The organism is Bradyrhizobium centrosematis, assembly GCF_045571495.1.
Taxonomy (GTDB): Bacteria; Pseudomonadota; Alphaproteobacteria; order Rhizobiales; family Xanthobacteraceae; genus Bradyrhizobium; species Bradyrhizobium centrosematis.
Window position 1 is genome coordinate 4,633,667 of sequence record NZ_CP120703.1, and the last position, 26,519, is coordinate 4,660,185.

A 26,519-nucleotide genomic window follows, 5' to 3' on the forward strand; every position below is an offset into this window, starting at 1 on the left:
CTGCCCGCTGCGCGAGCTTCGGCTAGGCTGTCACAGCTGAATTCGATGCCATGAACACCCAAGCCGCCTTTGACCTGATCTTCCGTAACGCGCTGTTGCGATCATCCGCCGCACCCGTCGACATCGGCGTGAAAGCCGGCCGGATCGCCGCGATCGAGCCGAAGCTCGCCTGCGAGGCGGTGGAGATCGACCTCGGCGGGAACCTCGCCCTGCCCGGCTTCGTCGACACCCACATCCATCTCGACAAGGCCTGTCTGCTCGGCCGCTGCGGGCAAAACCACGGCAGCGTCTCGGAAGCGATCCGCGCCGTCGCGGGAATGAAGAAGGATTTTACGGTCGAGGACGTCTACGCGCGCGGCGCGCGGGTGCTCGAGCGCGCCATCGTGAACGGCACGACGCGGATGCGTACGCATGTCGAGATCGACCCCCGCATCGGTTTGCGTGGCTTCGAGGCAGTCAAGGCGCTGAAGCGCGATTATGCCTGGGCGATCGACCTGTCGCTCTGCGTCTTCCCGCAGGAAGGCCTGACCAACGACCCCGGCAGCGACGAGCTGCTGGTTCAAGCGCTGCACGACGGCGGCGACGTGATCGGCGGCTGTCCCTACATGGACACCGATCCGACCGCGCATCTCGAGCGCATCTTCGACCTCGCCCAGGACTTCGACGTCGACGTCGACCTTCATCTGGATTTCGATCTCGATCCCTCCTGGTGGCATCTCGACGAGGTCTGCCGGCAGACCGAGCGGCGCGACTATGGCGGACGGGTCGCGATCGGCCATGCGACGAAACTCTCGGCCCTGCCGCCGGAACGGATGAAGGCGGCCACCGCGCAACTGACAAGAGCGGGCGTCGCCGTCACGGTGCTGCCTGCGACCGATCTCTACCTGATGGGGCGCGACGCCAGCCACAACGCGCCGCGCGGGCTGACTCTCGCCCACAAGCTCGCGGGCGACGGCGTCGTGTGCTCGGTTGCGACCAACAACGTGCTCAATCCCTTCACGCCGTTCGGCGACGCATCGCTGCTGCGGATGGCGAACTTCTACGCCAACGTCGCGCACGCCGCGGTGAGCGATTTCGACGTCTGTCTCGACCTCGTGACCGAGCAGCCGGCGCGGCTGATGAACCTTGACGATTACGGCATCAAGCCCGGCAATCCCGCCGATCTCATCGTGCTCGACACGAGGGATAGCCGCTTTGCCATCGCCGAGCTGCCTGATGTCGTCATGGGTTTCAAGAGCGGCCGGCAGACGTTTGTCCGGCCGCGACCCGCTCTGTTCCGGCCCGAGAGCTGAATGCCGTTCCACTCGGACGTCCAGCGGTAAAATCGTCGCGACAGGCAGCCGATGACCGGGTCGTTTCGCGCTGATTTCACAGCCGATTCTTGCCCGAAACCGAGCCCGGTAGAATCCCGGACCGTAGCTGTGCGCATTGCACAAGAGGCCATCAGGATCATATCAAGAGACGCTCTGAACCATCTGGCTTCAGCGAGAAAGCACTTCTATGTTCAACGCATTCAGTAGCACCGATGATCGCTCCATTCGCGCCAACACGCCTGCGGAAACGGCTGTCAAGCGATTGAACGGAATCGGCGAAGTCCTGTCGGACCTCAATATCTCGGCCATCCATACACAGGACGACATGACGCGCGCGCTCTGGACGCTCGATACTGCCGACAAGTGCATCCGCATGATCCTCGCCGAGTTCCGCACCGCGCCCGCCAAGGAGCTGGTCGTGCGCAAGGCCAAGAGCCTGGTTGATGCGATCGAGCTCGCCCGCGACGAAATCTCGAACTATCGCGACGGCAGCGAGGTCTTGAGCTGACCACAGAGGTTCGGCGTCAGCGCCTGATCTTCGCCAATATCCGGTCGGCCTCGGTCCGCCAATCAGCGCTGCGGGCGAACTCCTTGGTGCCCCGCGCGCCGAACAGACCTTCATCGGCGAGATCTGCGATCCAGGCCTGCCGCTCGGCCGTGCCCTGCGCCGACCATGGCGTCAACCCGGCGTCGCGCACGGTCTCGGCGACCTCACGCACTTCCTCGGCCCGCCGGCGACCGTGCTCGATCACGCGCTGGAAGAAGTAGGCGCCCTGCTTCTCCCAGTCGATCGCGGGGAACGTCTCTGCGAGCGAGGCCAGCACCGCATCCTCGACCGCATAGGCGCGCGCGGTCGTGAAACTCTCGATGACCATGGCCTCGAGACCCTTGATCATGATGCTGCGGCACATCTTCACCGCCGAGGACACACCTAACTTGTCGCTGGCGACCTTCGCGGCAAAGCCGATCGCGTTCAGCAGCGGCTCCAGCTCCCTCGCGCCGGGACCACCGAGCAGCAGCGGCACCTTGATGCGATAAGGCGGCACCGAGGTCATCACCGCGCCCTCGACATAGCGACCGCCTCCGCCATCGACCAGGGCCGCGGCGCGTTGCTTGGCGCCGGGAGAGGCCGAGTTGAAATCGAGAAACCAGGTGCCCTGGTTGATCGCGGCCGCGCAGGCCTTTGCCACCGGCACGGCCTGGCTGGCAGTGACAGCGGAGATGACGAAATCGCATTTCGCCGTCAGCTCCGCGTGAGAGGCCGCGAGCGCCACGCCGAATCTTGCCGCATGCTCCTTCAGCGAAGCGCCCTGCTCGGTTCCGAGCTTGATGTCATAGGCGGACACCTTGATGTCCTGCTGGCGCAAATCCTCGGCCAGAATCCGGCCGACTTCGCCATAACCGACCAGCCCGATCTGCCATCGCTTCGGATCCGCCATCAATTCAATCCTCCCGTCGTCTGGTCGAACAGCTCCTCGACCGCATACCGGCGCGGGATCAGCGCCTGCTGAAACGCATAGTCGACGATCAGCTCGAGCGGCTTCCGGTTGGCCTCGACACCGAACGGGACCAGATCGGGCGTTGCCGCAGGTCCCATCTGCTCCTTGTTCCGCTTGAGCAGATCATAGACACCCGCGACCACGTCGGGGCGCGATTTCGCCAGCTGCTCGGTCACGACTACGAGGTGATTGACCGGCACGACGCCGCGTTTGGCGTACCATCTGGCGGCTTCCGCGGCCGGATCGGCAAACAGAGGTGTGAGCCTGGGGTTGTCGGAGGTCTCGCCAAGCACGGCGTCGAGCTCGCCGTCGAGCAGCATCTGCAGGACCTTCTTGTCCTTCGGAGCGCGCTCGGTGGTGTCGACATATTCGGCCACGTGCGGGTCCTCGAAGGTGATCCAGCGGATCTTGTCGAGATTCACGCCGTAGTCGTTGGCGAGAATCCCCCTGATCCAGGCGCCGGTCGTCGTCGTGAACGAGCGGATGCCGACGCGCTTGCCTTCGAGGTCGGACGGACCGAGCCTTCCCCGCGCGGGATTGTAGAGCGCATAAGAATGCTGGAAACGGCCGAGCATGGTCGCCGGCAGCAGCACCAGCGGCTTGCCGTGAGCCTTCGCCATCAGAAAGGTGACGATCGCCATCTCGCAGACGTCGAAGGCCTCCTCCCGCACCATCGGCTTGAACGCGGTGTTGGTCGGGCTGTAGGCGATGAAGTCCAGGTCAAAAAGATCGGAGCGCAGCGCGCCACTCTTCACCGCCTGGACGTGGGGGTGATTGCCGAGCACGGCCGTCAGCTTGACACGATCCATCCGCCCGCTCCGCCTCAAACGTCCTCGGGATTATCGACATAGACGAGCCCGGCTTTCGCCAGCGCCTCACGCATGTTGTACATGTCGAGACCCAGCTCACCCGAGGCGAGGCGCGTGCGCTTGCCGCCCTCATCCGCGTTACGCTTCTTCGCCTTCTCGGCAACTTCAGCCGCATGGCGCTTCGCCACCACGACCACGCCATCGTCATCGGCCACGATGATGTCGCCGGGATCGACATTGACGCCGGCACAGACCACGGGGACGTTGACCGAGCCGAGCGTCGCCTTGACCGTGCCCTTGGCCGAGACCGCGCGCGACCACACCGGAAACTTCATCTCGTGCAGGGCTTTGACGTCGCGGCAGCCGGCATCGATGATCAGCCCCTGCACGCCCCGCGCCTGCAGCGAGGTCGCCAGCAGTTCGCCGAACATGCCGTCGGTGTTGTCGGTGGTGCAGCCGACGACGAGAATGTCGCCTTTTCTGCACTGCTCGACGGCGACATGGATCATCCAGTTGTCGCCGGGCTGCGCCAACACCGTGACGGCAGGCCCGGCAATTGCCGCGCCCGGCCAGACCGGCCGCAGGTAGGGCTTCATCAGGCCGATGCGCCCATAAGCCTCGTGCACGGTCGAGACGCCGTATTCCGCCATCGCGGCTGGATCGGCTCGCTTGATGTTGCGGACGACGACCGGCTTCATGCCAGCTCCTCCGCGACAGTCGGGAACAGACGCTGATAGGCTTCGCCATAGGTCATCGGCAAGCCGGTGTTGCGGCTGCCCTGGATGCCGCGGTTCAGCGCAACGCGCTCGTAATAGCCCCAGAGGTGCTTCTGTGCGGCCAGGATCTGGAACGCCTCGTACTTCTCCTTCCAGACCTCGTCGATCTTGAGGATCGTGTCCGGCTTGTAATTGCACTGCTCGGGCTGGTGCGGTTCGAACAGGAACACCGGGGGCGCGGAATATTTGTACTGCGCACCGGGCTTGTGGCCCATCGCCTGTGCAACCACGCGCGTCTCCTGAGCGAAATGCGCCGCGTTCGGATGGTCGAAATTATAGGGATCTTCGAGCGCATGCGTCAGCACGAAGCTTGGATTGAGCTCGCGATAGATGTCGACCATGCGATCGAAATGCGATTCGGTGAGCTTCAGGGGATAGTCGCCGCAGTCGAAGAACTCGATCTCCGCGCCCAAGAGCTTCGCCGCCCGCTCCGCTTCGTCCTTGCGGCCGGCCTTGACCGATTCCAGCGTCGCGCCCTTCTCCTTCCAGGCGAACTGGCTCTCGCCACGCTCGCCGAAGGACAGGCAGACGATCTTCATGCGATAACCCTTCTTCGCATGCAGCGCGATGGCGCCGCCTGCGCGCCAGACGAAATCGCCGGGATGGGCGGTGACCACGAGACCTGTCTTCATGGGACGAACTCCCCTCTTTCGTTCGTAAGCATAAGGCTGCCTGCCTCATGCAGGCAGCAAGTTCCTCAAGCCGCGACGGCCGCCCGTTCCTCGCCGTCGAGCACGCGTCTCAGGCGTGCGCCATCGAGCGCCCCTTCCCATCTGGCAATGGCGATGGTCGCGACCGCGTTCCCGATCAGATTTGTCGGCGTCAGTCCCTGCGACATCAGGCGGTGGATGCCGAGTACCAGCGCAACGCTCGTCACCGGAATGGTGCCGGTGGCCGACAGCGTCGCCGCCAGCACGACGAAGGCGGCCCCCGCGATCCCCGCCGCGCCCTTGGAGGTCACGAGCAGGATCAGCAAGAGCTCGATCTGCTCGGCGAGCCCGAGCGGCGTGTTGGTCGCCTGCGCCAGGAACACCGAGGCCGCGGCGAGGTAAAGGCAGGTGCCATCGAGATTGAAGGAGTAGCCGGTGGGGATCACCATTCCCACCACGCTCTTCTCGCAACCCGCCTTCTCCAGCTTGGTCAGCATCCGCGGCAACACCGTCTCGGACGACGTGGTGGCGATACAGATCAACAGCTCTTCCCAGATATAGCGGATCAGCTTGAGCAGCGAGAAGCCGCAAAGCCGCGCCACCGGCCCGAGCGCCACGATAATGAAGATGACGCAGGTGAGATAGAAACCACAGAGCAGCTTGCCGAGCGAAGCCAGCGAACCCACGCCGAACTTGCCGACCGTGAACGCGATGGCTCCGAACGCGCCGATCGGCGCCGCCCACATCACGAAGCCGACGACGGCGAACACCATTTTCCCAGCAAGGTCGAGCAGATTGATCAGCGGCACCGCGCGATCGCCGAGCTGCACCAGCGCGAAACCGCACAGCACGGAGATGAACAGCACCTGGAGGATATGGCCTTCGGCGAAAGCACCGACGAAGGTCGCGGGCACGATGTTCATCAGGAACGGGACGAAGCCGATCGCGCCGGTCTGTTTCACGTAAGGCTCGATCGCGCTGGCATTGATGCTGGCGGGATCGATGTTCATGCCGACGCCGGGCCGCATGAGGTTCACGGCGACGAGACCGATGATCAGAGCGATCGTGGTCATGATCTCGAAATAGACGATCGCTTTCACGGCGACGCGCCCGACCCGCGCCATATCCGCCATATGGGCGATGCCATGCACGACGGTGCAGAAGATGATCGGCGCGATCAGCATCCGGATCGCCTTGATGAAGGCGTCGCCAAGCGGCTGCATCTTGGCGCCCGTCTCGGGGCTGACCATCCCGAGCGCGATGCCGGCCGCCATGGCGATGAGCACCTGGATCCAGAGCTCCTTCCACCAGGCGCGCCCGCGCGGCTTGTCGATCGCCATTGCTGTCATCGATCGAACTCGAACAGACGCGCAGGGTTGGCGACGAGAATCTTCTGCTGGAGCTCCGGCTCCGGCGCGAACAGCGGGATCAGGTCGACGAGATCGCCATCGTTCGGCATCACCTTGACGTTGGGGTGCGGCCAATCAGTGCCCCACATGACACGGTCGGGCGCGGTCTCGACGATCTTTCGTGCGAACGGCACCGCATCGGTAAAGGGCGGGCCAGCCGAGGATACGCGCTCCGAACCGCAGATCTTGACCCAGCATTTCTCGTCGCGCTGCATCAGCTCGATCAGGATCCTGAACGGAAGCTGGTCGAGCCCCTCGGAAGCCTTCACACGTCCCATATGGTCGATCGTGTAGCTGAGCGGCAGCCTCGCCAGCATGTCGGCATAGTCAGGCAGGTCGATCGCGTCGAAATGCAGGTCGATATGCCAGCCGAGCGGCGCGACCATGGCGATGACGCGGTCGAACGCGCGCTTGTCGGGCACGCCGCCGAGATGGCGGACGAAATTGAACCGGCAGCCGCGGAAGCCGCCCTCGTGCAGCACGGTAAGCCCGCGCTCGGTGATGGTGTCGTCGATATTGGCGACGGCGCGGTAGGCGCCGTTGCTCTGCGCGATGGCGTCGAGTGCCACCGTGTTGTCGGTGCCGTGCACGCTGGCATTGACGATGACCGCGCGCTCGACGCCGATCTTGGCATGGAGCGTCCTGAAATCCTCAAGCGGCGCATCCGGCGGCGTGTAGGAGCGGTCAGGCGCGTAAGGATATTTCGCGCCCGGCCCGAAGATATGGCAATGCGCATCGCAGGACAATTTGGGCAGCTTGAACTTGGGCGTGCGCGTGTTCGGATCGGGCGGCGGAATGGTCGGCGTGTACATCATCGTCATCAGGTGAACTGCCGAAAGCGATGCCGCTTCTTTCAAGTTTTGCTGCTGACGACCGGCCGCCGCCGCGCCGGCGCGGCATGATCGAGCGGCGGCGCCTGGAACGATGCAACCGTCGCCTGCACCAGCTGCTCGATGGCATTGGCGGCGTCGCCGCCGTCGGCCTCGCCGCGCGACAGGCGCGAGACGCGATCCGGCGTCACCAGCGAATAATAGAGCGCGCCGAGCAGGAAATGGCTGCGCCAGACGATGTCGGTGCGCGGAATGTGCGGCAGGCTTTCGTGAATCGCATCGATGAAGGCGTGACTGGTGTCGTCGAAAGTCTGCGCGATGATCTTGCGCGCGACCTCGTTGCCTTCGGCCGACATCACCGCGCGCAGCCGCGTGAAGCGTGCTCCGCCGCCGGCAAGGTCGCTGCCCGAGGTGAAAGCAGGCACCACATAGGCGCGCACGATCGCTTCCAGCCGGTCCTGGAGATCGCGCACGCGCCGCGCGGCCGCCAGCAGTTCCGAACGGCGCAGGTTCATCGGCCCGCAATGGCGCCGATAGATCTCCAGCAGCAGACCGTCCTTGGTCTTGAAATGATAGGTCACGCTGCCGGGATTGGCCCCGGCGGCTTGCGCGATGTCGCGCACCGAGACGGCGTTGAAGCCATTGGTGGCGAACAGCTCCTCGGCCGCGGCGAGGATTGCCTCGCGCATATTCGGCTTGCGGGCCGCTTCCTTGCTGGTGGGCTTGCGTACCATGTGATTTGTACTATCGTACAAAAGATCAGGTCTCGTCAACAAAAACCGGACGGCGTCCAAGACGAGGCCTGGAGACCGCCGTTGGCGCACGAATGCCCTCAAGGAGTGCTTGGAAAATGCTGGGTTTGAACAAGGCGATCGGCGGGCTGATGCTGGGTGCCGGCCTGCTGCTGGGCTCCGCCGCGCAGGCTGCCGAAACTTATCCGAGCAAGCCGGTCCACATTCTGGTCCCTTACGCCGCCGGCGGCGCGGTCGATGTGCTCGCGCGCACCCTGGGCCAGGCGCTGGCCAAGACCTGGGGCCAGCAGCCGGTCATCGACAATCGTCCCGGCGCGGGCGGCATCGTCGCCTCGCAGGCGCTGACGCAGGCCGCGCCGGATGGTTACACGCTCATTCTTGTCGCGAGTGGCCATCCCCTGAACCAGTTCATCTATCCGAGCGTGCCCTACGACACCTTCACGGATTTCACTGCCATCACGGAGGTCGCCTCCTCTCCGCTTGCGATCGTCGTGGCCAAGGACAGTCCCTACAGGACGCTCGGTGATCTCCTCGCCGCGGCGAAGAAGGAGCCGGACAAGCTCTCCTACGGCATGTCCGGCAACGGCACCTCGGCGCATCTCGCCGGTGAACTGCTCAAGCACATGTCCGGCGCCAAGATCGTCGCGATCCCCTACAAGGGTGGCGCGCCGGCGCTGACGGCCGTGATATCGGGCGAGATCCCGCTCAGCATCAATCCGCTCGCCGAAGCGATCGGCCAGCTCGAGGGCGGCCCGGTGCGCGCGCTCGCGGTCACTTCGGCCGAGCGCTCCAAGGCGCTGCCGAACGTTCCGACGGTCGCAGAAGCCGGCGTGCCCGGCTATGACGTCTCGGTCTGGTGGGGCGTGCTTGGCCCGGCCAGGATGCCGCCCGAGATCGTCGCGAAGCTCGAAACCGACATGAAAGCGGCGCTGAAGGATCCAGGCGTGCTGTCGACGCTGGACAAGATCGGCGCAACGCCGGTCGGCTCCTCCGCCAAGGAGTTTGACGCCTACATGCACAGCGAGGCGACCAAATGGGAGCCGGTGCTGAAGGCGGCCAATATCCGCGCACAGTGAGGGTCCGTCCTCAGACGAGCGCATGCTGCAGCGAACTTTATTTCCGGTTGCTGCAAATCAACGCAACAACATGGACAAAGCGTCATTTGTGTTTTGCACGGCTCTGCGCGAGCACGGTCGAGAGAACACTGAGGACGACGAATGAGCAAGCCCGCCTTGTTGAGACTCCATCGCTGGATCACCCTGGTCTTCGCCCTCCCGCTGTTCGTGATCATCGCCACCGGCCTGGTTCTGTCATTCGAGCCCCTCGTGCAAACGCGTGGCATTGGCGGCCCTGCGATCGACCCTGGTCGCGTCATCGAGCTGGTGAAGCGGTACGATCCCGAGGGCAAGGCGCGCGGGCTCTCACTCAACGCCGGCAGCCGCAGCATGACACTGCAAGGCAGCAACGTGCCGGCGATCGATCTTGCAACCGGCGAAGTCGCCTCGGCGAGTTCGACCCTGTCGAATGTGTTCCTCTGGGCGCGATTCACGCATGAGCGTCTCATGGGGCAGGCCTGGCTGGTGACGGCCTCGACGCTCGCCATGGTGATCGTCCTGCTGCTCGGCATCGCCATGGGATTGCCTCGGCTGCGCAACACGCTCTCGGGATGGCACAAGGGGACGGCATGGTTCACGCTGCCGCTGATCCTGCTCAGCCCGCTGACCGGCCTGTGCATGGCGTTCGGCCTGACGTTTCAGAACGGAGCCGCTCCCGCGGGCGGCGGACGTCCAATTGCCCTTCCCGAGGCTGTTCGCATGGTCGCGGACCAGCACGACCTCACCCACGTGATCTCGATCGGCACGCGCGGCGGCCGCGCGATGGCGCGGATCTACGATGATGGCGAGCTGCGCGCCTACACCATCAATGCGAGCGGTGTCACGGCACTGCCGCGCAACTGGCCGCGCCTGATCCACGAGGGAAACTGGTCGGCCCTGATCGCCTCGCCGCTCAATGTCGTCACCTCGGTCGCGCTTCTGACGCTGCTGTCGACGGGTCTCTTGATCTGGGCCCGGCGGAAGCTGCGCAAGCCGCGCCCGCGCGCCGGCGGACAAGCCGCCGTGGCAGGCGCTGCCTAGCGTCGTCCCGCCACCACTCAATCAATTCCGCGCACTTGCGCGCCTCGGCTCCGGCGGAGTGGAATGCAGGAAGTGAGGATCGTCGCCGCCTGATGGGATCAGGATCGCGCGCTCGCGCGGCAGCGCTTCCGGCATCTCATCGCGAATGAAGGCTATGAGCTTTTCCCTGATCTCGCAGCGCAGGTCCCAGGATTGCGGCGCGTTCCGCGCGCTGACCAGCGCCCGCAGCTCGATGGTGCGCGCATCCGCGTCGATCACCTGAAGATTGACCACCGCCCCGTCCCAGAGCTTGGACTGCTTCACCGCCTCCTCCAGCCAGCGCCGGATGCGCGCAACGTCGGCGCGATAATCGACATGGAGCGCAATCACGCCGATCAGGGATGCGGTGTCGCGTGTCCAGTTCTGGAACGGCTTCTCGATGAAATAGGACAGCGGCACCACCATGCGGCGCCAGTCCCACAGCCGAATCACGACATAGGTCGAGGCGATGTCCTCGACCCAGCCCCACTCGTTCTCGATGATCACGGCGTCCTCGATGCGGATCGGCTGGGTGATCGCGATCTGCAGGCCCGCGATCAGGTTGCTCAGCAGCGGCCGCGCGGCAAGACCGACGATGATACCGGCGGCACCTGCGGAGGCGAACAGGCTGACGCCGTACTGTCGCACCGAATCGAACGTCATCAGCGCCGTGGACACCGTGATGATGACGATGATGGTGTCGGTGACGCGCTTGAACACGCGGACCTGCGTCACGTGCTTGCGCGCGACGAAATTCTCGGTGACATCGCGAAAATTCTGCAGGTAGCGCGCCGCGCTCATGTCGACGATCCTGATCGAGATCCAGCCGATCAGGGCGATGACGGCTAAGACGAACAGGCGCATCAGCCCCGTTCGGATCGGGTCGTCGAGCGGCGCCAGCGGCAAGACCAAAGCGACGGCTGCCAGGCATAGCGCCAGCTGAGCCGGGCCCGACGTGCGCGCGATGAATACGCTGAGCAGCGGAAGGCGGGTTCCAAAGGCGCGGTTCAGCAGCCATGTGGCGAGCCGGTAGAGCGATAGCGCGAGCAGGATCGCGCCGACGACCAGGCTGAGGCCGACGAACCAAGATGGTATCCAGCCAAACATCCTGTCGATGTCGGCCATCAGGGCCTGCCAATGCATCGCCATTCCTCGTTGTCTTGCCTCGTTGCCTTTGCGGTAGCCCGCACAACGCCTTGCGGCCGGCTTCGCTCCCCCGCCTCCTGCAACGCAGCATTCCCCTGGTGCAACCGAGACCGAACTGGGCTAGTTTGAGTCGCTCATGACCAGACGTAGCGGCAGCGCCGATCTTCCCTTGCACACCGGACGGGTTCCGCCCTGGCTGGCGAGCCGCATGGCCTCGCTCGGGTCGATCGTCACGCAGGCCATCGTGCATCATTACGGCCGCGATGCATTTCTGCAGCGGCTGTCCCATCCGTTCTGGTTCCAGTCGTTCGGCGCCGTGATGGGGATGGATTGGCATTCCTCGGGAATAACGACCTCCGTGATCGGCGCGCTGAAGCGCGGGCTCGGGCCGCTTCAGGACGAACTCGGGATCTATGTCTGCGGCGGCCGAGGCCAGCATTCGCGCAAGACACCCGATGAGTTGATGCAGCTCGGCGACCGCGTCGGATTCGATGGCGCAAAGCTGACGCGCGCCAGCCGCCTGGTGGCGAAGGTCGACAGCGCGGCCGTGCAGGATGGCTTCGACCTCTATCTCCACGGCTTCTTCGTGACCGCCGACGGCAAATGGACGGTGGTGCAGCAGGGCATGAACGGCGACAAGCGGCAGGCGCGACGCTATCACTGGCATTCCGAGGCGCTGAAGAGCTTTGTCGATACGCCGCACAGCGCGATCGACGGTCCCCAGCAGGGCGAGATCGTCAATCTCACCGACCATCGCGCCGACGTCTCACGCAGCGCGCAGCTGGATTTGCTGGGCGATCTCGGCCCCGATCGCATCGTCTGCGAATTCGAACGGCTCGTCGGGACCGCGCCCGATCCGGTACAGGCCATGCTGCCGCATCTGATCATGCCCGCACATCACGACGTCAGGCCCAAGGACGTGTTCGCGCGCCGCCTGCACGGCACGCTGGCGGCCGCAGCCGAGCGCGGCCCCGTCGATTTTCCGGACTTGCTGCTGACGCCGGGCGTTGGCGCGCGCACCGTGCGCTCGCTCGCGATGGTCGCCGAGGTCGTGCACGGCGCGCCCTATCGTTTCAAGGATCCCGCGCGTTTCTCGCTCGCTCATGGCGGCAAGGATCGGCATCCCTATCCCGTTCCGATCAAGGTCTATGACGAGACCATCCGGGTGCTGAAAGGCGCGATTCAGAGCGCGAAGCTCGGGCGCGAGGAAGAAATGCAGGCAATCAAGCGGCTCGACGATCAGGCACGCCGGCTGGAGCGGACCGCGCGCGGCCCTTCCGTGGAGGCCTACATTGCGGGCGAGCGCGCCGCCTCGCCCGATCTCGACGGCCGCTCCGTGTTCGGCTGGGAGCGTGAGCTTGCGCCCACAAAAAAGCGGACCGGCTGAACACCGGTCCGCAAGTTGGCGGGAGGAACGCCCTTCTCAGGTCTCGTCGGCCTCCGGCTTCTCGTCGAGCCGGTTTGCTGCGTGGTCCTGATATTGTTCGGTCTGGATCGACTTGCCGTCCATGCCACGAATGTCCGAATGCTGTTTCTTGTCGCGGTTGGACAGGACCATGTTGTCCCCGATCATGTCCTTCGGCACGTCGGTCAATGCGCCGGTGCCATCACCCTTGCCGTGCATGCCCGATCTGAAGTGCGTCTTGCTGCCGTGCCCAGCTGGCATCCGTCTCTCCTCTTGCAGTGACCTTCCGATGATTAGTGCTTCTGTTGCGCCGCCGTCGGTTTCGGCGGCTTGTGGCCGCTCTGGCCGGAATCGTTGTGCTTGTTGTGATCGCTCTCCTGGTTGAGGCCGCCGCGGCTCACCGGAAACTCGCTGTGTCGAGCCTCCGGGTTGGCACGATGGACGCGCGTGTCTTGCGGGTTATGACCGGCGGCCTGTTCAAGTTCTCGCGCATCAGGAAGGTCAGGCTTGCGCTCGAGGATACGCACTTGCTGCTCGTGGGTCTTCTTGCCCTGCATTCTGGGTCTCCGATCTTATCGGCCTCTTCGGGGCGAACCGCTTCGCGACATCCTTATCGATGCCGCCGCCGAGGTTCACGTCGTTCTCGACGTCGCCTTCGATCGTGTTCTCGCCGAAGGCATCCTCGAGATCGTCGGACGAGGCGCCTGCCATGTTGGCTCCCTTCGATCCGCCGATCAGGGGATTGTCGCGAATGTCCTTTTCGCTCGGCCTGTACAGTTTGGGTTGCTTGCTGCTCATGATCTACCTGCCTCCGCCCTTGCCGGCGGCGTCGTGGCGGTGATGGGAGTCATGCTCGCCGCCGCCCCCCGAGACGCGGCTATGACTGCGATGCGCGTCATCGGCCGGCGGCTTCTTGACCTCCAGCGGCGCCTTTGCGTTTTCATGCGAAGCGCCTGGTCCGCCCTGACGAATGCTGTTCGGTGTCTTGGTGGATGTCGACATGGCTGTCGTCCTCCTCAGCGATCTTGCTGATAGCCTTGATTGGTCGTGTTCTGCTTGATGTTGCCCTGCTGGCCCTGCTGATCCGGATTTTGCGCGCGCTGCTGGCCCTGTGGCGTCTGATCAGCGGACATCTGCTTGCGGTCGCCGGTTCCCTTGCGGCTCTGATTTTCCGGCGGAACAGGTGGCATCTTGCTGGTCATGATCTTGTCTCCCGTTCAGGCGACGGTCCGCGACATCGATGGCTGTGGAACCCCTTGCCGCGTCCGATGTGCCAGTGACAACAGGACGAATGGCATACCGTTCCTGATCGATCAGGACCGACGAAGATTTTCCGAAAGGATGCGCTTCAGCTCGCCGCAGTGACGGAACGATCAAGGCTCGCTTCACTGCGCGCAGTCATCCGTGTTCCACGGCCCTGGAACGTGACGGGAAGCATCGCGATCGCGCGCAAGCCTGGCCGCTTGCGCCAGTGAATCTCGGTGGGATCGACCGCCAAGCCAAGTTTCGGCCATCGCACGAACAGCGCTTCCAGCGCGCAAGCGGCCTCGATTCGCGCGAGTTGATGGCCGAGGCAAAAGTGTATCCCTGTTCCGAAAGAGATGTGACGGTTCGGCTTGCGTTCGAGATCGAGCCGCTCGGGACGATCATGCATCGCCGGATCCATGTTTGCGGCGGCGAGCATGACCATGACGCGGTCACCCTTCTTCAGGCGCACGCCCTCGACCTCGACATCCCGCCGCACGTAGCGCGGCTTGGAGAACTGCACCGGCGAGACGAAGCGCAGGAACTCCTCGACGGCGAGGCCGACCCGGCTCCAGTCCTGTTCGAGCCAATCGCGCAGGTGGGGATTCCTGAGCAGCTCGTAAGCCGAGCCGCTGATCAGGTGCGTGGTGGTCTCAGACCCCGCCGCGAGCAGTAGAAAGACCATCGAGACCATTTCATCCGGCGTGATCTGGCCACCCTCGCGCTCGACCTGGATCAGTTCGGCGATCAGCCCCTCGCCGCCCTGCTCGCGCGCGATCTGCAACTGCCGTTCGAGATAAGCGCGCATCTTGCGGAACGCGAACAGCAAGCGGAAGAAGCTGAGGACACTGGTCAGCGAGGACATCTCGTTGGCCCAGGCGATGAATCGCGGACGGTCGGCCGGCGGCAGGCCCAGGAGCTCGGAGATCACCGCGAGCGGCAGGATACGCGCATAGCGTTGGACGAGATCGGCTGGATTTCCGTTCGCAAAGAGCTCGTCGGCGAGACCATCGGCGATGGCCCGGATCCGGGGCTCCATCACGACGATGGCGCGGCGGCGAAAAGCCTCGTCCACGATGCCGCGCAACCTGGTATGGTCAGGCTCGTCCATCGTCAGCATGTTGTTGGCGATGGTCCTGACATATCTCGGCATCCACCAGCGCAAGCCGGCGACGTCGCCATCCTCCTTGCGCAATGTGAAAGTCGCGCCGTCCTTCAGGACCTGCGCGGTGGCGTCATGGGTCGTGGTGACCCAGACCTCGCCGATGAGAGGGAAGCGTGTCGCGACCACGGGGCCGGACATGCGCAACGTTGCAATTGCCTTCGGCGGATCGCGAAAGAAGGCCTCGCTGGTGAAATCGAGGCGCACAGTCATGGGATCACCGGTCTGATTGCGGACGTCTCACGCAGATGGTGCGCCGTGTCGCCGGCGCAAGTGGGCGCGACGACGCGGCTATCCGCGTCCCGGCGAACGCTGCCCCGCTTTGCGCTGCTGTTGCGTGTAGGCGTCCCAATGGCTCCAGCTGCCATTGCTGAGGCTCTGCAAGTCGGTTGCGAGCGGCCGGCGCGTGCGCTTGTCGTGATCGGCGATCGCCCGTTCGGACTGCGCGATCTTGCGCTTGAGTTCGGCGACTGCCTTCTGAGTCTGGCCGTTCCGCTTCGACGAGGCGATCTCCCCCATCGTGAAGCGCGCGGTCTCCAGCGCCTTCAACTCGGCGCGATTCTTCCTCAACTGAACCCGGTGCCAGGCGATGTTGCTGTCGCTGTCCGCAACCATGTGGGAACTCCGCTGATTCGCTCCCACAGTGTATCAAGCGCCGAATCGGCGCCGCAACGCCCGCCTGGCGGCGAAAATACGGTCTTCTCGGGCAAGAATTGCGGGCTCAGCGCTCGGCAAAGGCCTTTTCGACCACGAACTGGGCCGGCTCGCCGTGATTGCCCTCGGCGAAACCCCGCTCCGCCAGAAGCACGCGGGTGTCCGCCACCAGGGCCGGGCTGCCGCAGATCATGACGCGGTCATGGGCGGCTTCCAGCACCGGCAGGCCGATATCGGCGAACAGCTTGCCCGAGGTGATGAGGTCGGTGATGCGGCCGCGGTTGCGGAAGGGATCGCGGGTCACGGTCGGGTAGTAGATCAGCTGACCGCGGATGTATTCGCCCAGCAGTTCGTCCTTCGGCAGATGCTCGGTGATCATCTCGCCATAGGCGAGCTCCTTCACATGCCGGCAGCCGTGCAGCAGCACCACCTTCTCGAACCGCTCATAGGTCTCGGGGTCCTTGATGACGCTCAGGAACGGCGCCAGGCCGGTACCGGTGCCGATCAGGTAGAGATTGCGCCCCTCCTCCAAATTGTCGATCACGAGCGTGCCGGTGGCCTTGCGGCTGACGATGATCTCGTCGCCTTCCTTCAAGTGCTGCAGGCGCGAGGTCAGCGGGCCGTCCGGGACCTTGATCGAGAAGAACTCCAGCGTGTCCTCGTAATTGGCGCTGGCGACGCTATAGGCCCGCAGCAACGGCTTCTCGCCGACCTTGAGCCCGATCATGGTGAATTCGCCGTTGCGGAAGCGGAAGGTCGGGCTGCGGGTGGTCTTGAAGGAGAACAGCGTGTCGGTCCAGTGGTGGACGCTCAAAACGCTTTCCTGATTGAAATTGCTCATCTCACCTTCCCTGTCGCGTCATTGCGGTTGTCGAGGCGGTCCAGCTATGCGTCGTTAGTACACGATCATTCGTATACTAATGAATAATCCTGCTTGATCCCGCGGTCAAGGCTGCCCAAGATCGAAAGCCTTGCAGTTAGGAATAAGGAGCCCCTTCCATGGCGCATGACGCCCCCCAGGCCACCGGACCCTCGAAGCTCGTGATCCGCAATATCGGCCTGATCCTGTCCGGCGCTTTGGAAAAGCCGATCCTGGACGGCGACACCATCGTCGCCGAGAACGGCAGGATCACCGCGATCGGCCGCTTCAAGGACGTCGATACCGAAGGCGCGACCACGATCGTCGATGCCAACGGCACCACGGTCGCGCCGGGCCTGATCGACAGCCACGTCCACCCTGTCGCCGGCGACTGGACGCCGCGCCAGAACCAGATCAACTGGATCGACAGCTATCTCCATGGCGGCGTCACCACCATGATCTCCGCCGGCGAAGTGCACATGCCCGGCCGCCCCCGCGATGTCGTCGGCCTCAAGGCCATGGCCGTATTCGCCCAGCGCGCGTTCTGGACCCTGCGTCCGGGCGGGGTGAAGGTTCACGCGGGTGCGCCGGTGATCGAATGCGAGATGGTGGAGGAAGACTTCAAGGAGATGGCGGCGAACGGCGTCAAGCTGCTCGGCGAGGTCGGCCTCGGCGGCGTCAAGGACGGCCCGACCGCGCGCAAGATGGTGGGCTGGGCACGCAAATACGGCATCCAGAGCACGATCCACACCGGCGGCCCCTCGATCCCCGGCTCCGGCCTGATCGACAAGGACGTGGTGCTGGAGGCCGACACCGACGTCGTCGGCCACATCAATGGCGGCCACACCGCCCTGCCCGACGACCAGATCCGCTGCATCTGCGAGGGTTGCAAGCGCGGGCTCGAGCTCGTGCACAACGGCAATGAGCGCTCCGCGCTGTTCACGCTGCGCACCGCGCGCGAGATGGGCGATCTGCACCGCGTCATCCTCGGCACCGATGCGCCCGCCGGCTCCGGCGTGCAGCCGCTCGGCATCCTGCGCATGGTCTCGATGCTGTCCTCGCTCGGCGAATTGCCGGCCGAGATCGCGTTCTGTCTCGCCACCGGCAATACCGCGCGGATGCGCCAGCTCGACTGCGGCCTGATCGAAGTCGGCCGCTCCGCCGATTTCGTCATCATGGACAAGGCGCAGCACTCGCCCGGCAAGAACATCCTGGAGAGCGTGCAGCTCGGCGACCTCCCCGGCATCGGCATGACCATCATCGACGGCATCGTGCGCACCCAGCGCAGCCGCAATACGCCGCCGGCAGGGAAAGTGCCGGAGGTGGTGGCGAAGTGACGGCGCTTGTCGTCATTCCGGAGCGCGCGTTAGCGCAAACCCGGAAATCTCGCGCGACAACCTCACGATTCCGGGTTCACGCGCGATGCGCGTGCCCCGGAATGACGGAGCACATCACCTCAGCTTATTGAGCAGCGCCATCAGCATCTCGCGCTCTTTCGCGTCGAGTGGAGCCAGGGTCTCACGCGTGACGGCAAGCGCATTCGGGGCAACCTTCTCCGCAAGTTGCTGACCGGCGCGCGTCAGGCTCACCAGCAGGCGGCGTCCGTCCTCCGGATCCTGGCTGGTCTCGGTCAGCCCTCGCGCCGTCAGGCGATCGATCACGCCCTTGATGGTCGCGACGTCCATCGCGGTCAGACGCCCGAGCTGGTTCTGCGAGCACGGCCCGGTCTCGGCAAGTTTCGACAGCGCCGCCCATTGCGTCGGCGTCAGATTGGTGCCGATATCGCGGGCGAAGATCGAACTGTGGCGCTGCCAGACCTGACGCAGAATGAAGCCGACCTGCTCGTCGAGCACGTAAGACGGTTTCCCCGGTTTGACGCCCTTCCTGGCCGCAACGCTTCTCGCCATCCGCTCGCCGTCCCTTCCCTTCGCCTTCACAACGACAGATGCGCGTCGCGGATATCAGGACGCGCGTCCAGCTCGACCATGGTGCCGGCGAAGCAGATGCGGCCGCGCTCGATGATGTAGGCGCGGTCGGAGATGAGCCGCGCGAAATGCAGATTCTGCTCTGAGACGACGATGCTGACGCCCTCTTTCTTCATCGTCAGGATGGCCTCGACCATCTGCTCCACAATCTTCGGCGAAAGGCCCTCCGAGGGCTCGTCGAGCAGCACCAGCGACGGATTGCCCATCAGCGTGCGGGCAATGGTGAGCATCTGCTGCTCGCCACCGCTCATGCGGCCGCCCGGACGGTTCTTCATCTCGCCGAGATTTGGAAACAGCGCGAACAGCTTCTCACGGGTCCAGTGCGGGGCGTTCGGGCGCTTCGGCTGGCGGCCGACCTCGAGATTCTCCTCCACCGTCAGGTCGGTGAAGATGCGCCGCTCCTCCGGCACGTAGCCGAGCCCTTCGCGGACGATCTCATGCGTCGGCCTTGCCGAGACGTCCTTGCCCTCGAACATGATGCGTCCGGTCCGCTGTGCGACGAGACCGACGATCGAGCGGAACGTGGTCGACTTGCCGGCGCCGTTGCGGCCGAGCAGCGCCACCACCTCGCCCTCGCCGACCTCGAAGCCGATGTCGAACAGGATATGCGCCGGGCCGTAATGGCTGTTGAGGCCCTCGACAGTCAGCTTCACACTGATGCTCCCTCGCGATGGCGGGCATCGTAGACGAGGCCCTCGCCGAGATAGACCGCCTGCACCTGCGGATTGCCGCGCACCTCGGCCGGCGTGCCTTCGGCGATCAGCGTGCCCCGGTTGAGCACGATGATGCGGTCGGCATGCTCGAACACCACGTCCATGTCGTGCTCGGTGAAGAGCACGCCGATCGACTTTTCCCGCGCGATCTGAGCCGTCAGCCGCATCAGGTCGACGCGCTCGCGCGGCGCCATGCCGGCGGTCGGCTCGTCCATCAGCAGCAGCTTCGGCTGGTTGGCGAGCGCGACTGCGAGCTCGAGCCGCTTGAGGTCGCCATAGGCGAGCTCGCCGCAGGGGCGATCCGCATAGCCGCCCATACCGACCAGCTCGAGCAGCCGGCCGGCCTCGCCGCGGTCGAACTTCGGCGCCGAGCCGAACAGATTGAACAGCTGCTTGCCGTACGAGATCAGCGCGACCTGCACGTTCTCGCGCACGGTCATGGTGGCGAAGGTCGCCGTGATCTGGAAGGTCCGCCCGACGCCCATGCGCCAGATCTCGCGCGGCTTCTTGCCGGTGATCTCCTCGCCCGACAGGCGCACATGGCCGGAGTCGGGCTTGTTCTGACCGTTGAGCATGTCGAAGCAGGTGCTCTTGCCGGCGCCGTTCGGCCCGATCAGCGCCAGGATCTCACCGGCGCGCAGCGAGAACGACACCCCGCGCACGGCGTGGATGCCGCCATAGGATTTGGTCAGGCCTTCGGCTGCGAGAAGTATGGGCGCAACGCTCATTCGGCGGACTCGATCGGCTTGGCAAGCAAGGGGGATCCCGGCGGCGACGATTTCCGGCGGCGCTCCGCCAGCATCTCCAGCATGCCGACGATGCCCTTCGGAAAGACCACGACGATCAGCACGATGAAGCCGCCGAGCACGAGCTTGGACAGATCGGTCTGGCTGACCAGCCAGATGTTCAAAGCCTTGTAGACGATGGCGCCGATCACCGCGCCCGACACCGTCTCGACGCCGCCAAGCAGCACCATGACGAGGGCGTCGACCGACAACGAGATGCCGAGATTATCGGGGAAGACGCTGCCCTTGAGGTAGGCGAACAGCGCTCCGCCGATACCAGCGGTGGTGCCGGCGATCACGAAGGCCGTCCACTGGATGCGCTTGGCATCGATGCCAATGGCCTCGCTGCGCAGAAGCGAGTCGCGCGTGGCCCGAAGCGCATAGCCGAATGGCGAGAACACCATAGCGCGCAGCGCGATCGTCACCAGCGCCGCAACGCCGAGCGCCAGCCAATAGAAATGGGACGGGCTCGCCGCCCAACTCGACGGCCACACGCCCAGTATGCCGTTGTCGCCGCCGGTGACGCTCACCCATTGAAACGCGATGGACCAGACGATTTGAGCGAACGCAAGCGTCAGCATGGCGAAATAGACGCCGGAAAGCTGGACCGCGAAGAAGCCGAACACGGCGGCGCCCATGCAGCCGAGCAGCGGGCCGAGTAGCAGGCACACGATCATCGGCAGCCCCGCCATCTTGGCAAGGAAAGCGATGCCATACGCGCCAAGGCCGAAATAAGCGGCATGGCCGAACGAGGCGAGGCCGCCGACAGCCATCAGGAAATGCAGGCTGACGGCAAAGATCACGAAGATGGCGATCTCCGAGCCGACGGTCAGCGCGTAATTGCCGGCGAACAGCGGCAGCATCGCCGCGACGACCAGCGCCGCAAGCGCGGCCATCCGCTCGTTGGACGTCAAGGGCCGCCATGGATTGACGGTGAGCCCCGGCGTCTTGCGCGCGGGCGCCTCAGGCTTGCCGAACAGGCCCCAGGGACGAACGATCAGCACCACCGCCATCACCAGGAAGACCAGGATGATGGAGATCTTCGGGAAGATCAGGATGCCGAAGGCGTTGAGCTCGGAGACCAGCACCGCCGCGACGAAGGCGCCGATGATGCTGCCGAGGCCGCCGATCACGACGACGACGAAGACCTCGACGATGATGCGCAGGTCCATGGCGTGATGCACGGCGTCGCGCGGGATCTGGAGCGCGCCGCCGAGCGCAGCGAGGAAGACGCCGACGGCGAACACCGATGTGAAAAGCCATTTTTGATTGACGCCGAGGGCTGCGACCATGTCGCGGTCCTGCGTTGCCGCGCGCACCAGCACGCCCCAGCGCGTACGTTGAAACAGCAGCCAGAGAACGCCGAGCACGACCGGTCCGAGCACGATCAGGAACAGATCGTAGCTCGGGATGTTCTGGCCGAAGAAATCGATGGCGCCCTTGAAGCCAGGCGCGCGGCGGCCGACGAGATCGTCAGGCCCCCAGACCAGCACCACGAGATCCTCGACCATCAAGGTCAGGCCGAAGGTCGCGAGCAGCTGGAACAGTTCGGGCGCATGGTAGATGCGCCGGAGCAGCACCATCTCGACGATGACGCCGATCAGTGCCACCGCGAGCGCCGCCAGCACGATGCCGCCCCAGAAGCCGAACGCGCCCGACAGGCGTTCGGTCAGCGTGAAGGCGATGTAGGCGCCGATCATGTAGAAGGCGCCATGCGCGAAATTCACGATCCGCGTCACGCCGAAGATGATCGACAGGCCCGAGGCCACCAGAAACAGCGACGCTGCGCTGGCGAGACCGGTCAGAAACTGTACGACATAAAAGGCCATCGGCGGTCCGGGTTCGTTAAGTCTGAGAAATCGTAGGGTGGGTTAGCGAAGCGTAACCCACCTCTTCTGGTTCTACGGGTACCGACAGTGGTGGGTTACGCCTTCGGCTAACCCACCCTACGGCAGCGGCGATCAATCCTTCGGGCGCAGTTTCTCGACTTCGGCATCGGCAGGCAGATAGTCGGAGCCCTTCTTGTAGGACGAGTCCACCATGACGCCCTTGCCGTCCTTGAGCGCGGTCTTGCCGACGAAGGCGCCGAGCGTCGACTGGTGGTCGATCTTGCGGAAGGTGATCTCCCCGAACGGCGAGGGCATCGAGAGCCCTTCTGCGGCCGCGATCAGCATCTCGGGATCGCTCGAGCCGGCCTTGGCGAGGATCGCCGCTGCCGACTTGATGGTCTGATAGCCGACGATCGAACCGAGGCGCGGATAGTCGTTATACTTGGCCTGATAGGCCTTCAGGAACGCGTCATGCTCGGGCGTCTTGATCGAGTACCAGGGATAGCCGGTGACGATCCAGCCCTCGGGCGTCTCGTCCTTGAGCGGATCGAGATATTCGGGCTCGCCGGTCAGGAACGAGACGACCTCGCGTCCCTTGAACAGGCCGCGGGTGTTGCCTTCGCGCACGAGCTTGACGAGGTCAGCACCGAAGGTGACGTTGAGGATGGCTTCGGGATTGGCGGCGGCAACGGCCTGCACCACCGGACCGGCGTCGATCTTGCCTTGCGGCGGCCACTGCTCGTCGACCCATTGGATGTCCGGACGTTTCTCTGACATCAGCTTCTTGAACACCGCGACCGCCGACTGGCCGTATTCATAATTCGGCGCGATCGTCGCCCAGCGCTTGGCCGGCAGCTTGGCAGCAGCCTCCACCAGCATCGCCGCCTGCATGTAGTTGGAGGGCCGCAGGCGGAAAGTGTATTTGTTGCCCTTCGACCACGTGATCGCGTCCGTCAGCGGCTCCGCCGCGAGGAAGAACACCTTCTTCTGGTTGGCGAAGTCGCTGACCGCAAGGCCGATGTTCGACAGGAACGTGCCCGCGAGCATCGCGACGCCCTCGCTCGACACCAGCTCATTGGCCGCAGTCTGCGCATCCGCCGGCTTGCCGCCGTCGTCCTTGGAGATGACGACGAGCTTCTTGCCGTTGATGCCGCCAGCCGCGTTGACCTCCTCGACAGCGAGCTGCCAGCCCTTGCGATACGGCTCGGTGAAGGCCGGCAGCAGCGAATAGCTGTTGATCTCGCCGATCTTGATGTCTTGCGCCAGAGCCGAATGAGCCATGCCGCCTGCCAGAAGCGCGAAGGCCGCGCCCACAAAATAGTCTCTCGCTCGCATCCCAACCTCCAGTTTTGAACTCTTGACGTCTTCAGCGTGACCTTGTCGGGGAAGCTGTGCCCACCTCCCCGGTTCAAACCCTATCTCAGACCGTCTTCGCCCTTCACTTCTGCAACCGTGAGCCCGCCGACGCGCGGCAAAGGACGTCCGCTGTCGGTGACGGCGACGGCGACCATGATCTCGTTGGCACGCGGCGCGTCGTTGATCTGAACTTCCATGCCGTCGAAATGGCTGCGCACGAAGGCTGCGTCCTTGTGGCCGAGCGGAATGTCGAGCGTCGCGCCGGGCCCGCTGCGCTTCTTCGACGACGGGATCAGCGCCGCGCCCTTGGTCAGAACCTTGCGCACCGGCGCGCCCATCTTGGGGTGAAGGATCGCGGCGGCGTGCTCCAGCTCGCCGTTCTCGCCGACGGCTGCCGCCTTGCCGTAGCTCTGCACCTTGGCGCCGTCGATGCCGAGCGCAGCCACCGCGCGCTTCGCCAGCAAATCACCGAGCTCCTCGCCGATCGCGATCAGCGGCGAGAGATCCTCGACATATCTTCCGGCGAAGGGATTTTCGATCACGGCGATCGCCGCGGCACGCCGGGTCGGCGGCGAGACCTGGCGGCCCATCTCCATCTGCGTCTCTTCGACGACGGTGACGATCTTGCGGATGATCGCGCTCATGTTTCGCTTCCCTGTTCAGGCACAGACCGCGTTCTCCGGCAGACGCGGACGCGTTCTTTGCTGTTCTATATCCTTGGGCCCGATGACAAGCATATCACCACAAAGCTGCAAGACGGCACCCTCAATCAAGCCGCGATCGAACAATTGACGTGCACATTCCGCGCCAGATTCGAGGGCGGTAGCGATCTCATTTTGTGACAGTTCACCGACGTGTCGGGTGACGAGCCGTGCGCCGAGATCGCTGTCGGGCTGAAGCTCGCAGGCCGGCTGCCTGGCGATGGCAGGATGCCCCGGCAGATCGACGGCGTTGGCGATGACCGTCGCAGCGGCATCGGCCTGTGAAGCCGTCGCGGCCAACACCGTCACTGCGTCGGCAATCCCCAGCGAAAAGCTGCGGCCGTGGCGCCCGCTGGTCGCGACGCCCCTGACCCGGTCATCCGCATCGATCCGCATGGCTCGCATGACGCCGTCACGATCGGGACGATCCACCAGGCCCACAGAAAAATGCTCGTTTCTGCCCAAGTGAAGGGCAATGTCGCCGCCATTGTTGACATAGGCCCGATCGAGCCTCGCAGCGATCAACATGGCACCGAGAATCTCCTCCGCCACACTACCGGCAACGGCAGCCATCGGCGTGATGAAGCAATCGGCAACAAAGGGCGCGACCGCGGCGTGCATCCGGCGCGCCACTGCGCCCTCCAGCGAGGTCCGCGCCTCGGCAGCAGCGCGCAGCGTCGGCAGCTCCGCGCAGAGCTCGTCGAGGAGCCCCGTGAAGCGCCGCGCCGCAGCTTCATAGGCTGCATGCACCGCGTCCGCCCGCCCCTTCGCCTCAATGATCAGATCGATCGGTCCATCCTGCAAATGCAGCCGCCGGCCATCTGACAGCAATGCGATTTGCGGGAGCCTCGTCATGCCCGCGGCCCCGGAATCGGATTCTGCCAGGGCAGCTGGCGGACATCCTCACCGGCCTGCACTTCGGACAGCGGCTTCACATAATCCATGTGACCGCCGAGCGCGGCGTAGTCGGACAGCTTCATCGTGAACTCGATCGGCGCGACCAGCGCCGGCGTCGGCACATAGCCGAACGCGCCTGCCGGCATCTGCGTGACATCGACCATGTAGGTGATGCCGCCGCCGGGCCAGACATAGACCGGCGCACCACCGCTGGTGACGCGGGTCAGGGCGTCCTTCACCGAGCGCGTCAAGCGCACGGGATTGTCGGTGACGCCGGCGCGCAAGGAGCCGCCGGCGCCTGCCATGAACAGCACCGTGCACAACGCCGGCTCGCAATTCTCCTGGATGCGCTCGACCGAGAATTTCAGCTCGGCAGGCATCTCGGTCTCGACCGGCTTCAGGGACTCGTCGAGCACATAATAGGATGAATGTTCCCCGGTGGTGGAAACCATCAGCATGGTCAGACCGGGCCTTGCTTCCTTGGCATCGAACGGCCCGAGGATCGACAAGGGATCGGAAATGTTGGTGCCGCCCCAACCCGTGCCGGGATCGGCGACCTGGAAATAGCGGCCGGGCGTCGAGCGACGCCCCTTCATCTTGATGCCAGTGTCGGCGATGTCGAGCAGCTTGCCGGCCTGGTGCTCGCTCAGCACGCCGGTGATGTGGTCGTCGACCACGACGACCTCGTCGACCTTGCCGTGCCATTGCTTGGCGAACATGCCGATCGTTGCCGAGCCGCAGCCGACGCGCATGCGCTCTTCCCTCACGCCGTTGACGATCGGCGGCCGACCGGCCTGCACCACGACGGTGGCGCCGCCGTCGATGGTGAGCTCGACCGCCTTGCAATTGGCGAGGTCCATCAGCGTGTCGCAGGTGACACGGCCCTCCTTCTTGGAGCCACCAGTCAGGTGATGCACGCCGCCCAGCGACAGCATCTGCGAGCCGTATTCGCTGGTGGTGACGTGGCCCACCGCTTCGCCCTGCGCACGCACGGTCGCGGTCTCCGGGCCGAGATAGCGGTCGGTGTCGATCTTCACCTTGATACCGCAATAGGAGAAGATGCCCTCGGTGACCACCGTCACCATGTCGACGCCGTCGACCTCCGCGGAGACGATGAACGGTGCCGGCTTGTAATCGGGATAGGTCGTGCCCGCGCCGATCGCCGTAACGAAGGTCGAGGGTTCGTGGACGATCTTGCCGTCCCAATCTTCGGCGCGACTGAACGGGACCAGCTTGCCGCCATGCGAGACGGTGCGCTCCAGGATCACGTGCGGGTCGACGCGGACGAGCCTGCCGTCGTGGTTGGCGTAGCGATCGCAGGCACCTGCCGCGCCCGGCTTGATGTAGCACATCACCGGACAAGCATCGCAGCGGATCTTGTCGATGACAGCGCTCGTCATTTCAGTCACCATGTCGGAGCCAGCGGACATTGCGGTTATCATTCGTATACGAACGATGTTGCGCGCGCTCCCCTGGCGCTGTCAAGCGGCGGTGCAGTGCAAAAGGTGCGGCTGCCGCATAAACCCTCATTTGCCTATCCGCTCTGTCCACAAAGAAGGCAGTCGCGCTGCAGTGCGGCATGCACGGCTTG

The 26,519-nt window shown here is 64.6% G+C and carries 30 protein-coding genes; 6 read left to right on the forward strand and 24 right to left on the reverse strand.

Translation table 11 applies throughout. The features are described from left to right. The first annotated feature begins 50 nt into the window (after nucleotides 1–50). The gene (locus P6U31_RS22345) at nucleotides 51–1,292 is read left to right on the forward strand and encodes an amidohydrolase family protein (protein ID WP_407183893.1); all 1,242 of its coding nucleotides are present in this window, start codon (nucleotides 51–53) and stop codon (nucleotides 1,290–1,292) included. A 208-nt stretch (nucleotides 1,293–1,500) separates the two neighbouring features. Further along, entirely contained in the window at nucleotides 1,501–1,821 is a 321-nt protein-coding gene (locus P6U31_RS22350; protein WP_407183894.1) for a hypothetical protein, read from the forward strand. A 16-nt stretch (nucleotides 1,822–1,837) separates the two neighbouring features. Here the strand turns inward: P6U31_RS22350 and P6U31_RS22355 are convergent, their stop codons facing one another. The 7 genes from P6U31_RS22355 to P6U31_RS22385 all read right to left on the reverse strand — a co-directional run bounded on the left by P6U31_RS22355 (nucleotide 1,838) and on the right by P6U31_RS22385 (nucleotide 8,020). Next, nucleotides 1,838–2,752 carry a DUF1932 domain-containing protein gene (locus tag P6U31_RS22355; protein WP_407183895.1) on the reverse strand — a complete coding sequence of 305 codons (915 nt, stop codon included), beginning with the start codon at nucleotides 2,750–2,752 and terminating at the stop codon, nucleotides 1,838–1,840. Next, nucleotides 2,752–3,621: a hypothetical protein gene (locus tag P6U31_RS22360; RefSeq protein ID WP_407183896.1), complete on the reverse strand. Its 870-nt coding sequence runs from the start codon at nucleotides 3,619–3,621 to the stop codon at nucleotides 2,752–2,754. The genes P6U31_RS22355 and P6U31_RS22360 overlap by 1 nt, the downstream gene beginning before the upstream one ends. Before the next feature lie 14 nt (nucleotides 3,622–3,635). Then, a complete protein-coding gene (locus P6U31_RS22365) occupies nucleotides 3,636–4,319 on the reverse strand; it encodes a 4-carboxy-4-hydroxy-2-oxoadipate aldolase/oxaloacetate decarboxylase (RefSeq protein ID WP_407183897.1) in 684 nt (227 codons plus the stop codon). After that, entirely contained in the window at nucleotides 4,316–5,029 is a 714-nt protein-coding gene (locus tag P6U31_RS22370) for a PIG-L deacetylase family protein (RefSeq protein WP_407183898.1), read from the reverse strand. The genes P6U31_RS22365 and P6U31_RS22370 overlap by 4 nt, the downstream gene beginning before the upstream one ends. A gap of 65 nt (nucleotides 5,030–5,094) precedes the next feature. After that, on the reverse strand, nucleotides 5,095–6,396 hold the full coding sequence (gene dctA, locus P6U31_RS22375) for a C4-dicarboxylate transporter DctA (protein WP_407183900.1): 1,302 nt from the start codon (nucleotides 6,394–6,396) through the stop codon (nucleotides 5,095–5,097). Then, on the reverse strand, nucleotides 6,393–7,277 hold the full coding sequence (locus P6U31_RS22380; RefSeq protein ID WP_407183901.1) for an amidohydrolase family protein: 885 nt from the start codon (nucleotides 7,275–7,277) through the stop codon (nucleotides 6,393–6,395). The genes dctA and P6U31_RS22380 overlap by 4 nt, the downstream gene beginning before the upstream one ends. A gap of 32 nt (nucleotides 7,278–7,309) precedes the next feature. Continuing rightward, complete coding sequence (locus P6U31_RS22385) at nucleotides 7,310–8,020, reverse strand: TetR/AcrR family transcriptional regulator (protein WP_407183902.1); 711 nt, start codon at nucleotides 8,018–8,020, stop codon at nucleotides 7,310–7,312. Nucleotides 8,021–8,136: 116 nt separating this feature from the next. Between P6U31_RS22385 and P6U31_RS22390 the strand changes: the two genes are divergently transcribed. Together P6U31_RS22390 and P6U31_RS22395 are read left to right on the forward strand one after the other, a co-directional pair. After that, nucleotides 8,137–9,114 (forward strand): tripartite tricarboxylate transporter substrate binding protein, encoded by a 978-nt coding sequence (locus P6U31_RS22390; RefSeq protein ID WP_407183903.1) that lies wholly within the window; start codon nucleotides 8,137–8,139, stop codon nucleotides 9,112–9,114. A gap of 141 nt (nucleotides 9,115–9,255) precedes the next feature. Further along, nucleotides 9,256–10,173 carry a PepSY domain-containing protein gene (locus P6U31_RS22395; protein ID WP_407183905.1) on the forward strand — a complete coding sequence of 306 codons (918 nt, stop codon included), beginning with the start codon at nucleotides 9,256–9,258 and terminating at the stop codon, nucleotides 10,171–10,173. A 21-nt stretch (nucleotides 10,174–10,194) separates the two neighbouring features. On the opposite strand, the gene P6U31_RS22400 is transcribed toward P6U31_RS22395, so the two are convergent. After that, the gene (locus tag P6U31_RS22400; protein WP_407189915.1) at nucleotides 10,195–11,334 is read right to left on the reverse strand and encodes a mechanosensitive ion channel family protein; all 1,140 of its coding nucleotides are present in this window, start codon (nucleotides 11,332–11,334) and stop codon (nucleotides 10,195–10,197) included. Between the two features lie 139 nt (nucleotides 11,335–11,473). On the opposite strand from P6U31_RS22400, the gene P6U31_RS22405 reads away from it, so the two are divergent. Next, a complete protein-coding gene (locus P6U31_RS22405; protein WP_407183906.1) occupies nucleotides 11,474–12,724 on the forward strand; it encodes a DUF763 domain-containing protein in 1,251 nt (416 codons plus the stop codon). A gap of 36 nt (nucleotides 12,725–12,760) precedes the next feature. Here P6U31_RS22405 and P6U31_RS22410 read toward each other — a convergent pair whose 3' ends face one another. From P6U31_RS22410 to P6U31_RS22445, 8 genes are all read right to left on the reverse strand, one after another. Next, a complete protein-coding gene (locus P6U31_RS22410; protein WP_407183907.1) occupies nucleotides 12,761–13,003 on the reverse strand; it encodes a hypothetical protein in 243 nt (80 codons plus the stop codon). Nucleotides 13,004–13,035: 32 nt separating this feature from the next. After that, complete coding sequence (locus P6U31_RS22415; protein WP_407183909.1) at nucleotides 13,036–13,299, reverse strand: hypothetical protein; 264 nt, start codon at nucleotides 13,297–13,299, stop codon at nucleotides 13,036–13,038. Continuing rightward, nucleotides 13,244–13,453 carry a hypothetical protein gene (locus P6U31_RS22420; RefSeq protein WP_407183910.1) on the reverse strand — a complete coding sequence of 70 codons (210 nt, stop codon included), beginning with the start codon at nucleotides 13,451–13,453 and terminating at the stop codon, nucleotides 13,244–13,246. Before P6U31_RS22420 ends, P6U31_RS22415 begins: the two co-directional genes overlap by 56 nt. Before the next feature lie 90 nt (nucleotides 13,454–13,543). Further along, complete coding sequence (locus tag P6U31_RS22425; protein ID WP_407183912.1) at nucleotides 13,544–13,744, reverse strand: hypothetical protein; 201 nt, start codon at nucleotides 13,742–13,744, stop codon at nucleotides 13,544–13,546. 14 nt (nucleotides 13,745–13,758) lie between these two features. Continuing rightward, a complete protein-coding gene (locus P6U31_RS22430; RefSeq protein ID WP_128925034.1) occupies nucleotides 13,759–13,944 on the reverse strand; it encodes a hypothetical protein in 186 nt (61 codons plus the stop codon). 146 nt (nucleotides 13,945–14,090) lie between these two features. Beyond that, nucleotides 14,091–15,362: a cytochrome P450 gene (locus tag P6U31_RS22435; protein ID WP_407183914.1), complete on the reverse strand. Its 1,272-nt coding sequence runs from the start codon at nucleotides 15,360–15,362 to the stop codon at nucleotides 14,091–14,093. Nucleotides 15,363–15,440: 78 nt separating this feature from the next. Beyond that, nucleotides 15,441–15,764: a hypothetical protein gene (locus tag P6U31_RS22440; protein ID WP_407183916.1), complete on the reverse strand. Its 324-nt coding sequence runs from the start codon at nucleotides 15,762–15,764 to the stop codon at nucleotides 15,441–15,443. Nucleotides 15,765–15,870: 106 nt separating this feature from the next. Next, nucleotides 15,871–16,644, reverse strand: a complete 774-nt coding sequence (locus tag P6U31_RS22445) for a ferredoxin--NADP reductase (RefSeq protein WP_407183918.1) — start codon at nucleotides 16,642–16,644, stop codon at nucleotides 15,871–15,873. A 158-nt stretch (nucleotides 16,645–16,802) separates the two neighbouring features. Between P6U31_RS22445 and P6U31_RS22450 the strand changes: the two genes are divergently transcribed. Further along, nucleotides 16,803–17,999, forward strand: a complete 1,197-nt coding sequence (locus P6U31_RS22450; RefSeq protein ID WP_407183920.1) for an amidohydrolase family protein — start codon at nucleotides 16,803–16,805, stop codon at nucleotides 17,997–17,999. A gap of 114 nt (nucleotides 18,000–18,113) precedes the next feature. Here the strand turns inward: P6U31_RS22450 and P6U31_RS22455 are convergent, their stop codons facing one another. From P6U31_RS22455 to P6U31_RS22490, 8 genes are all read right to left on the reverse strand, one after another. Then, nucleotides 18,114–18,569, reverse strand: a complete 456-nt coding sequence (locus P6U31_RS22455; RefSeq protein WP_407183921.1) for a MarR family winged helix-turn-helix transcriptional regulator — start codon at nucleotides 18,567–18,569, stop codon at nucleotides 18,114–18,116. Nucleotides 18,570–18,595: 26 nt separating this feature from the next. Next, on the reverse strand, nucleotides 18,596–19,300 hold the full coding sequence (locus tag P6U31_RS22460) for an ABC transporter ATP-binding protein (RefSeq protein ID WP_407183923.1): 705 nt from the start codon (nucleotides 19,298–19,300) through the stop codon (nucleotides 18,596–18,598). Beyond that, a complete protein-coding gene (locus P6U31_RS22465; protein WP_407183925.1) occupies nucleotides 19,297–20,088 on the reverse strand; it encodes an ABC transporter ATP-binding protein in 792 nt (263 codons plus the stop codon). Before P6U31_RS22465 ends, P6U31_RS22460 begins: the two co-directional genes overlap by 4 nt. Beyond that, the gene (locus P6U31_RS22470) at nucleotides 20,085–21,974 is read right to left on the reverse strand and encodes an ABC transporter permease (protein WP_407183927.1); all 1,890 of its coding nucleotides are present in this window, start codon (nucleotides 21,972–21,974) and stop codon (nucleotides 20,085–20,087) included. The genes P6U31_RS22465 and P6U31_RS22470 overlap by 4 nt, the downstream gene beginning before the upstream one ends. Nucleotides 21,975–22,106: 132 nt before the next feature. Next, the gene (locus P6U31_RS22475; RefSeq protein ID WP_407183929.1) at nucleotides 22,107–23,309 is read right to left on the reverse strand and encodes an ABC transporter substrate-binding protein; all 1,203 of its coding nucleotides are present in this window, start codon (nucleotides 23,307–23,309) and stop codon (nucleotides 22,107–22,109) included. Between the two features lie 80 nt (nucleotides 23,310–23,389). Then, nucleotides 23,390–23,974 (reverse strand): amino acid synthesis family protein, encoded by a 585-nt coding sequence (locus P6U31_RS22480; RefSeq protein WP_407183930.1) that lies wholly within the window; start codon nucleotides 23,972–23,974, stop codon nucleotides 23,390–23,392. A 15-nt stretch (nucleotides 23,975–23,989) separates the two neighbouring features. After that, nucleotides 23,990–24,886: a UPF0280 family protein gene (locus P6U31_RS22485; RefSeq protein WP_407183932.1), complete on the reverse strand. Its 897-nt coding sequence runs from the start codon at nucleotides 24,884–24,886 to the stop codon at nucleotides 23,990–23,992. Beyond that, entirely contained in the window at nucleotides 24,883–26,340 is a 1,458-nt protein-coding gene (locus P6U31_RS22490; protein WP_407189916.1) for a 6-hydroxynicotinate reductase, read from the reverse strand. The genes P6U31_RS22485 and P6U31_RS22490 overlap by 4 nt, the downstream gene beginning before the upstream one ends. Between the last annotated feature and the right edge of the window lie 179 nt (nucleotides 26,341–26,519).

Coding starts and splice junctions, on each gene's coding strand:
- P6U31_RS22420 (WP_407183910.1), bottom strand. CDS start 13,453: ATGGCAGGCGCCTCGTCCGACGATCTCGAGGATGCCTTCGGCGAGAAC.
- P6U31_RS22485 (WP_407183932.1), bottom strand. CDS start 24,886: ATGACGAGGCTCCCGCAAATCGCATTGCTGTCAGATGGCCGGCGGCTG.
- P6U31_RS22415 (WP_407183909.1), bottom strand. CDS start 13,299: ATGCAGGGCAAGAAGACCCACGAGCAGCAAGTGCGTATCCTCGAGCGC.
- P6U31_RS22490 (WP_407189916.1), bottom strand. CDS start 26,340: ATGGTGACTGAAATGACGAGCGCTGTCATCGACAAGATCCGCTGCGAT.
- P6U31_RS22470 (WP_407183927.1), bottom strand. CDS start 21,974: ATGGCCTTTTATGTCGTACAGTTTCTGACCGGTCTCGCCAGCGCAGCG.
- P6U31_RS22380 (WP_407183901.1), bottom strand. CDS start 7,277: ATGACGATGATGTACACGCCGACCATTCCGCCGCCCGATCCGAACACG.
- P6U31_RS22435 (WP_407183914.1), bottom strand. CDS start 15,362: ATGACTGTGCGCCTCGATTTCACCAGCGAGGCCTTCTTTCGCGATCCG.
- P6U31_RS22475 (WP_407183929.1), bottom strand. CDS start 23,309: ATGCGAGCGAGAGACTATTTTGTGGGCGCGGCCTTCGCGCTTCTGGCA.
- P6U31_RS22355 (WP_407183895.1), bottom strand. CDS start 2,752: ATGGCGGATCCGAAGCGATGGCAGATCGGGCTGGTCGGTTATGGCGAA.
- P6U31_RS22425 (WP_407183912.1), bottom strand. CDS start 13,744: ATGTCGACATCCACCAAGACACCGAACAGCATTCGTCAGGGCGGACCA.
- P6U31_RS22440 (WP_407183916.1), bottom strand. CDS start 15,764: ATGGTTGCGGACAGCGACAGCAACATCGCCTGGCACCGGGTTCAGTTG.
- P6U31_RS22385 (WP_407183902.1), bottom strand. CDS start 8,020: ATGGTACGCAAGCCCACCAGCAAGGAAGCGGCCCGCAAGCCGAATATG.
- P6U31_RS22410 (WP_407183907.1), bottom strand. CDS start 13,003: ATGCCAGCTGGGCACGGCAGCAAGACGCACTTCAGATCGGGCATGCAC.
- P6U31_RS22345 (WP_407183893.1), top strand. CDS start 51: ATGAACACCCAAGCCGCCTTTGACCTGATCTTCCGTAACGCGCTGTTG.
- P6U31_RS22365 (WP_407183897.1), bottom strand. CDS start 4,319: ATGAAGCCGGTCGTCGTCCGCAACATCAAGCGAGCCGATCCAGCCGCG.
- P6U31_RS22350 (WP_407183894.1), top strand. CDS start 1,501: ATGTTCAACGCATTCAGTAGCACCGATGATCGCTCCATTCGCGCCAAC.
- P6U31_RS22465 (WP_407183925.1), bottom strand. CDS start 20,088: ATGAGCGTTGCGCCCATACTTCTCGCAGCCGAAGGCCTGACCAAATCC.
- P6U31_RS22370 (WP_407183898.1), bottom strand. CDS start 5,029: ATGAAGACAGGTCTCGTGGTCACCGCCCATCCCGGCGATTTCGTCTGG.
- P6U31_RS22390 (WP_407183903.1), top strand. CDS start 8,137: ATGCTGGGTTTGAACAAGGCGATCGGCGGGCTGATGCTGGGTGCCGGC.
- P6U31_RS22455 (WP_407183921.1), bottom strand. CDS start 18,569: ATGGCGAGAAGCGTTGCGGCCAGGAAGGGCGTCAAACCGGGGAAACCG.
- P6U31_RS22445 (WP_407183918.1), bottom strand. CDS start 16,644: ATGAGCAATTTCAATCAGGAAAGCGTTTTGAGCGTCCACCACTGGACC.
- P6U31_RS22405 (WP_407183906.1), top strand. CDS start 11,474: ATGACCAGACGTAGCGGCAGCGCCGATCTTCCCTTGCACACCGGACGG.
- P6U31_RS22400 (WP_407189915.1), bottom strand. CDS start 11,334: ATGCATTGGCAGGCCCTGATGGCCGACATCGACAGGATGTTTGGCTGG.
- P6U31_RS22480 (WP_407183930.1), bottom strand. CDS start 23,974: ATGAGCGCGATCATCCGCAAGATCGTCACCGTCGTCGAAGAGACGCAG.
- P6U31_RS22430 (WP_128925034.1), bottom strand. CDS start 13,944: ATGACCAGCAAGATGCCACCTGTTCCGCCGGAAAATCAGAGCCGCAAG.
- P6U31_RS22360 (WP_407183896.1), bottom strand. CDS start 3,621: ATGGATCGTGTCAAGCTGACGGCCGTGCTCGGCAATCACCCCCACGTC.
- P6U31_RS22395 (WP_407183905.1), top strand. CDS start 9,256: ATGAGCAAGCCCGCCTTGTTGAGACTCCATCGCTGGATCACCCTGGTC.
- dctA (WP_407183900.1), bottom strand. CDS start 6,396: ATGACAGCAATGGCGATCGACAAGCCGCGCGGGCGCGCCTGGTGGAAG.
- P6U31_RS22450 (WP_407183920.1), top strand. CDS start 16,803: ATGGCGCATGACGCCCCCCAGGCCACCGGACCCTCGAAGCTCGTGATC.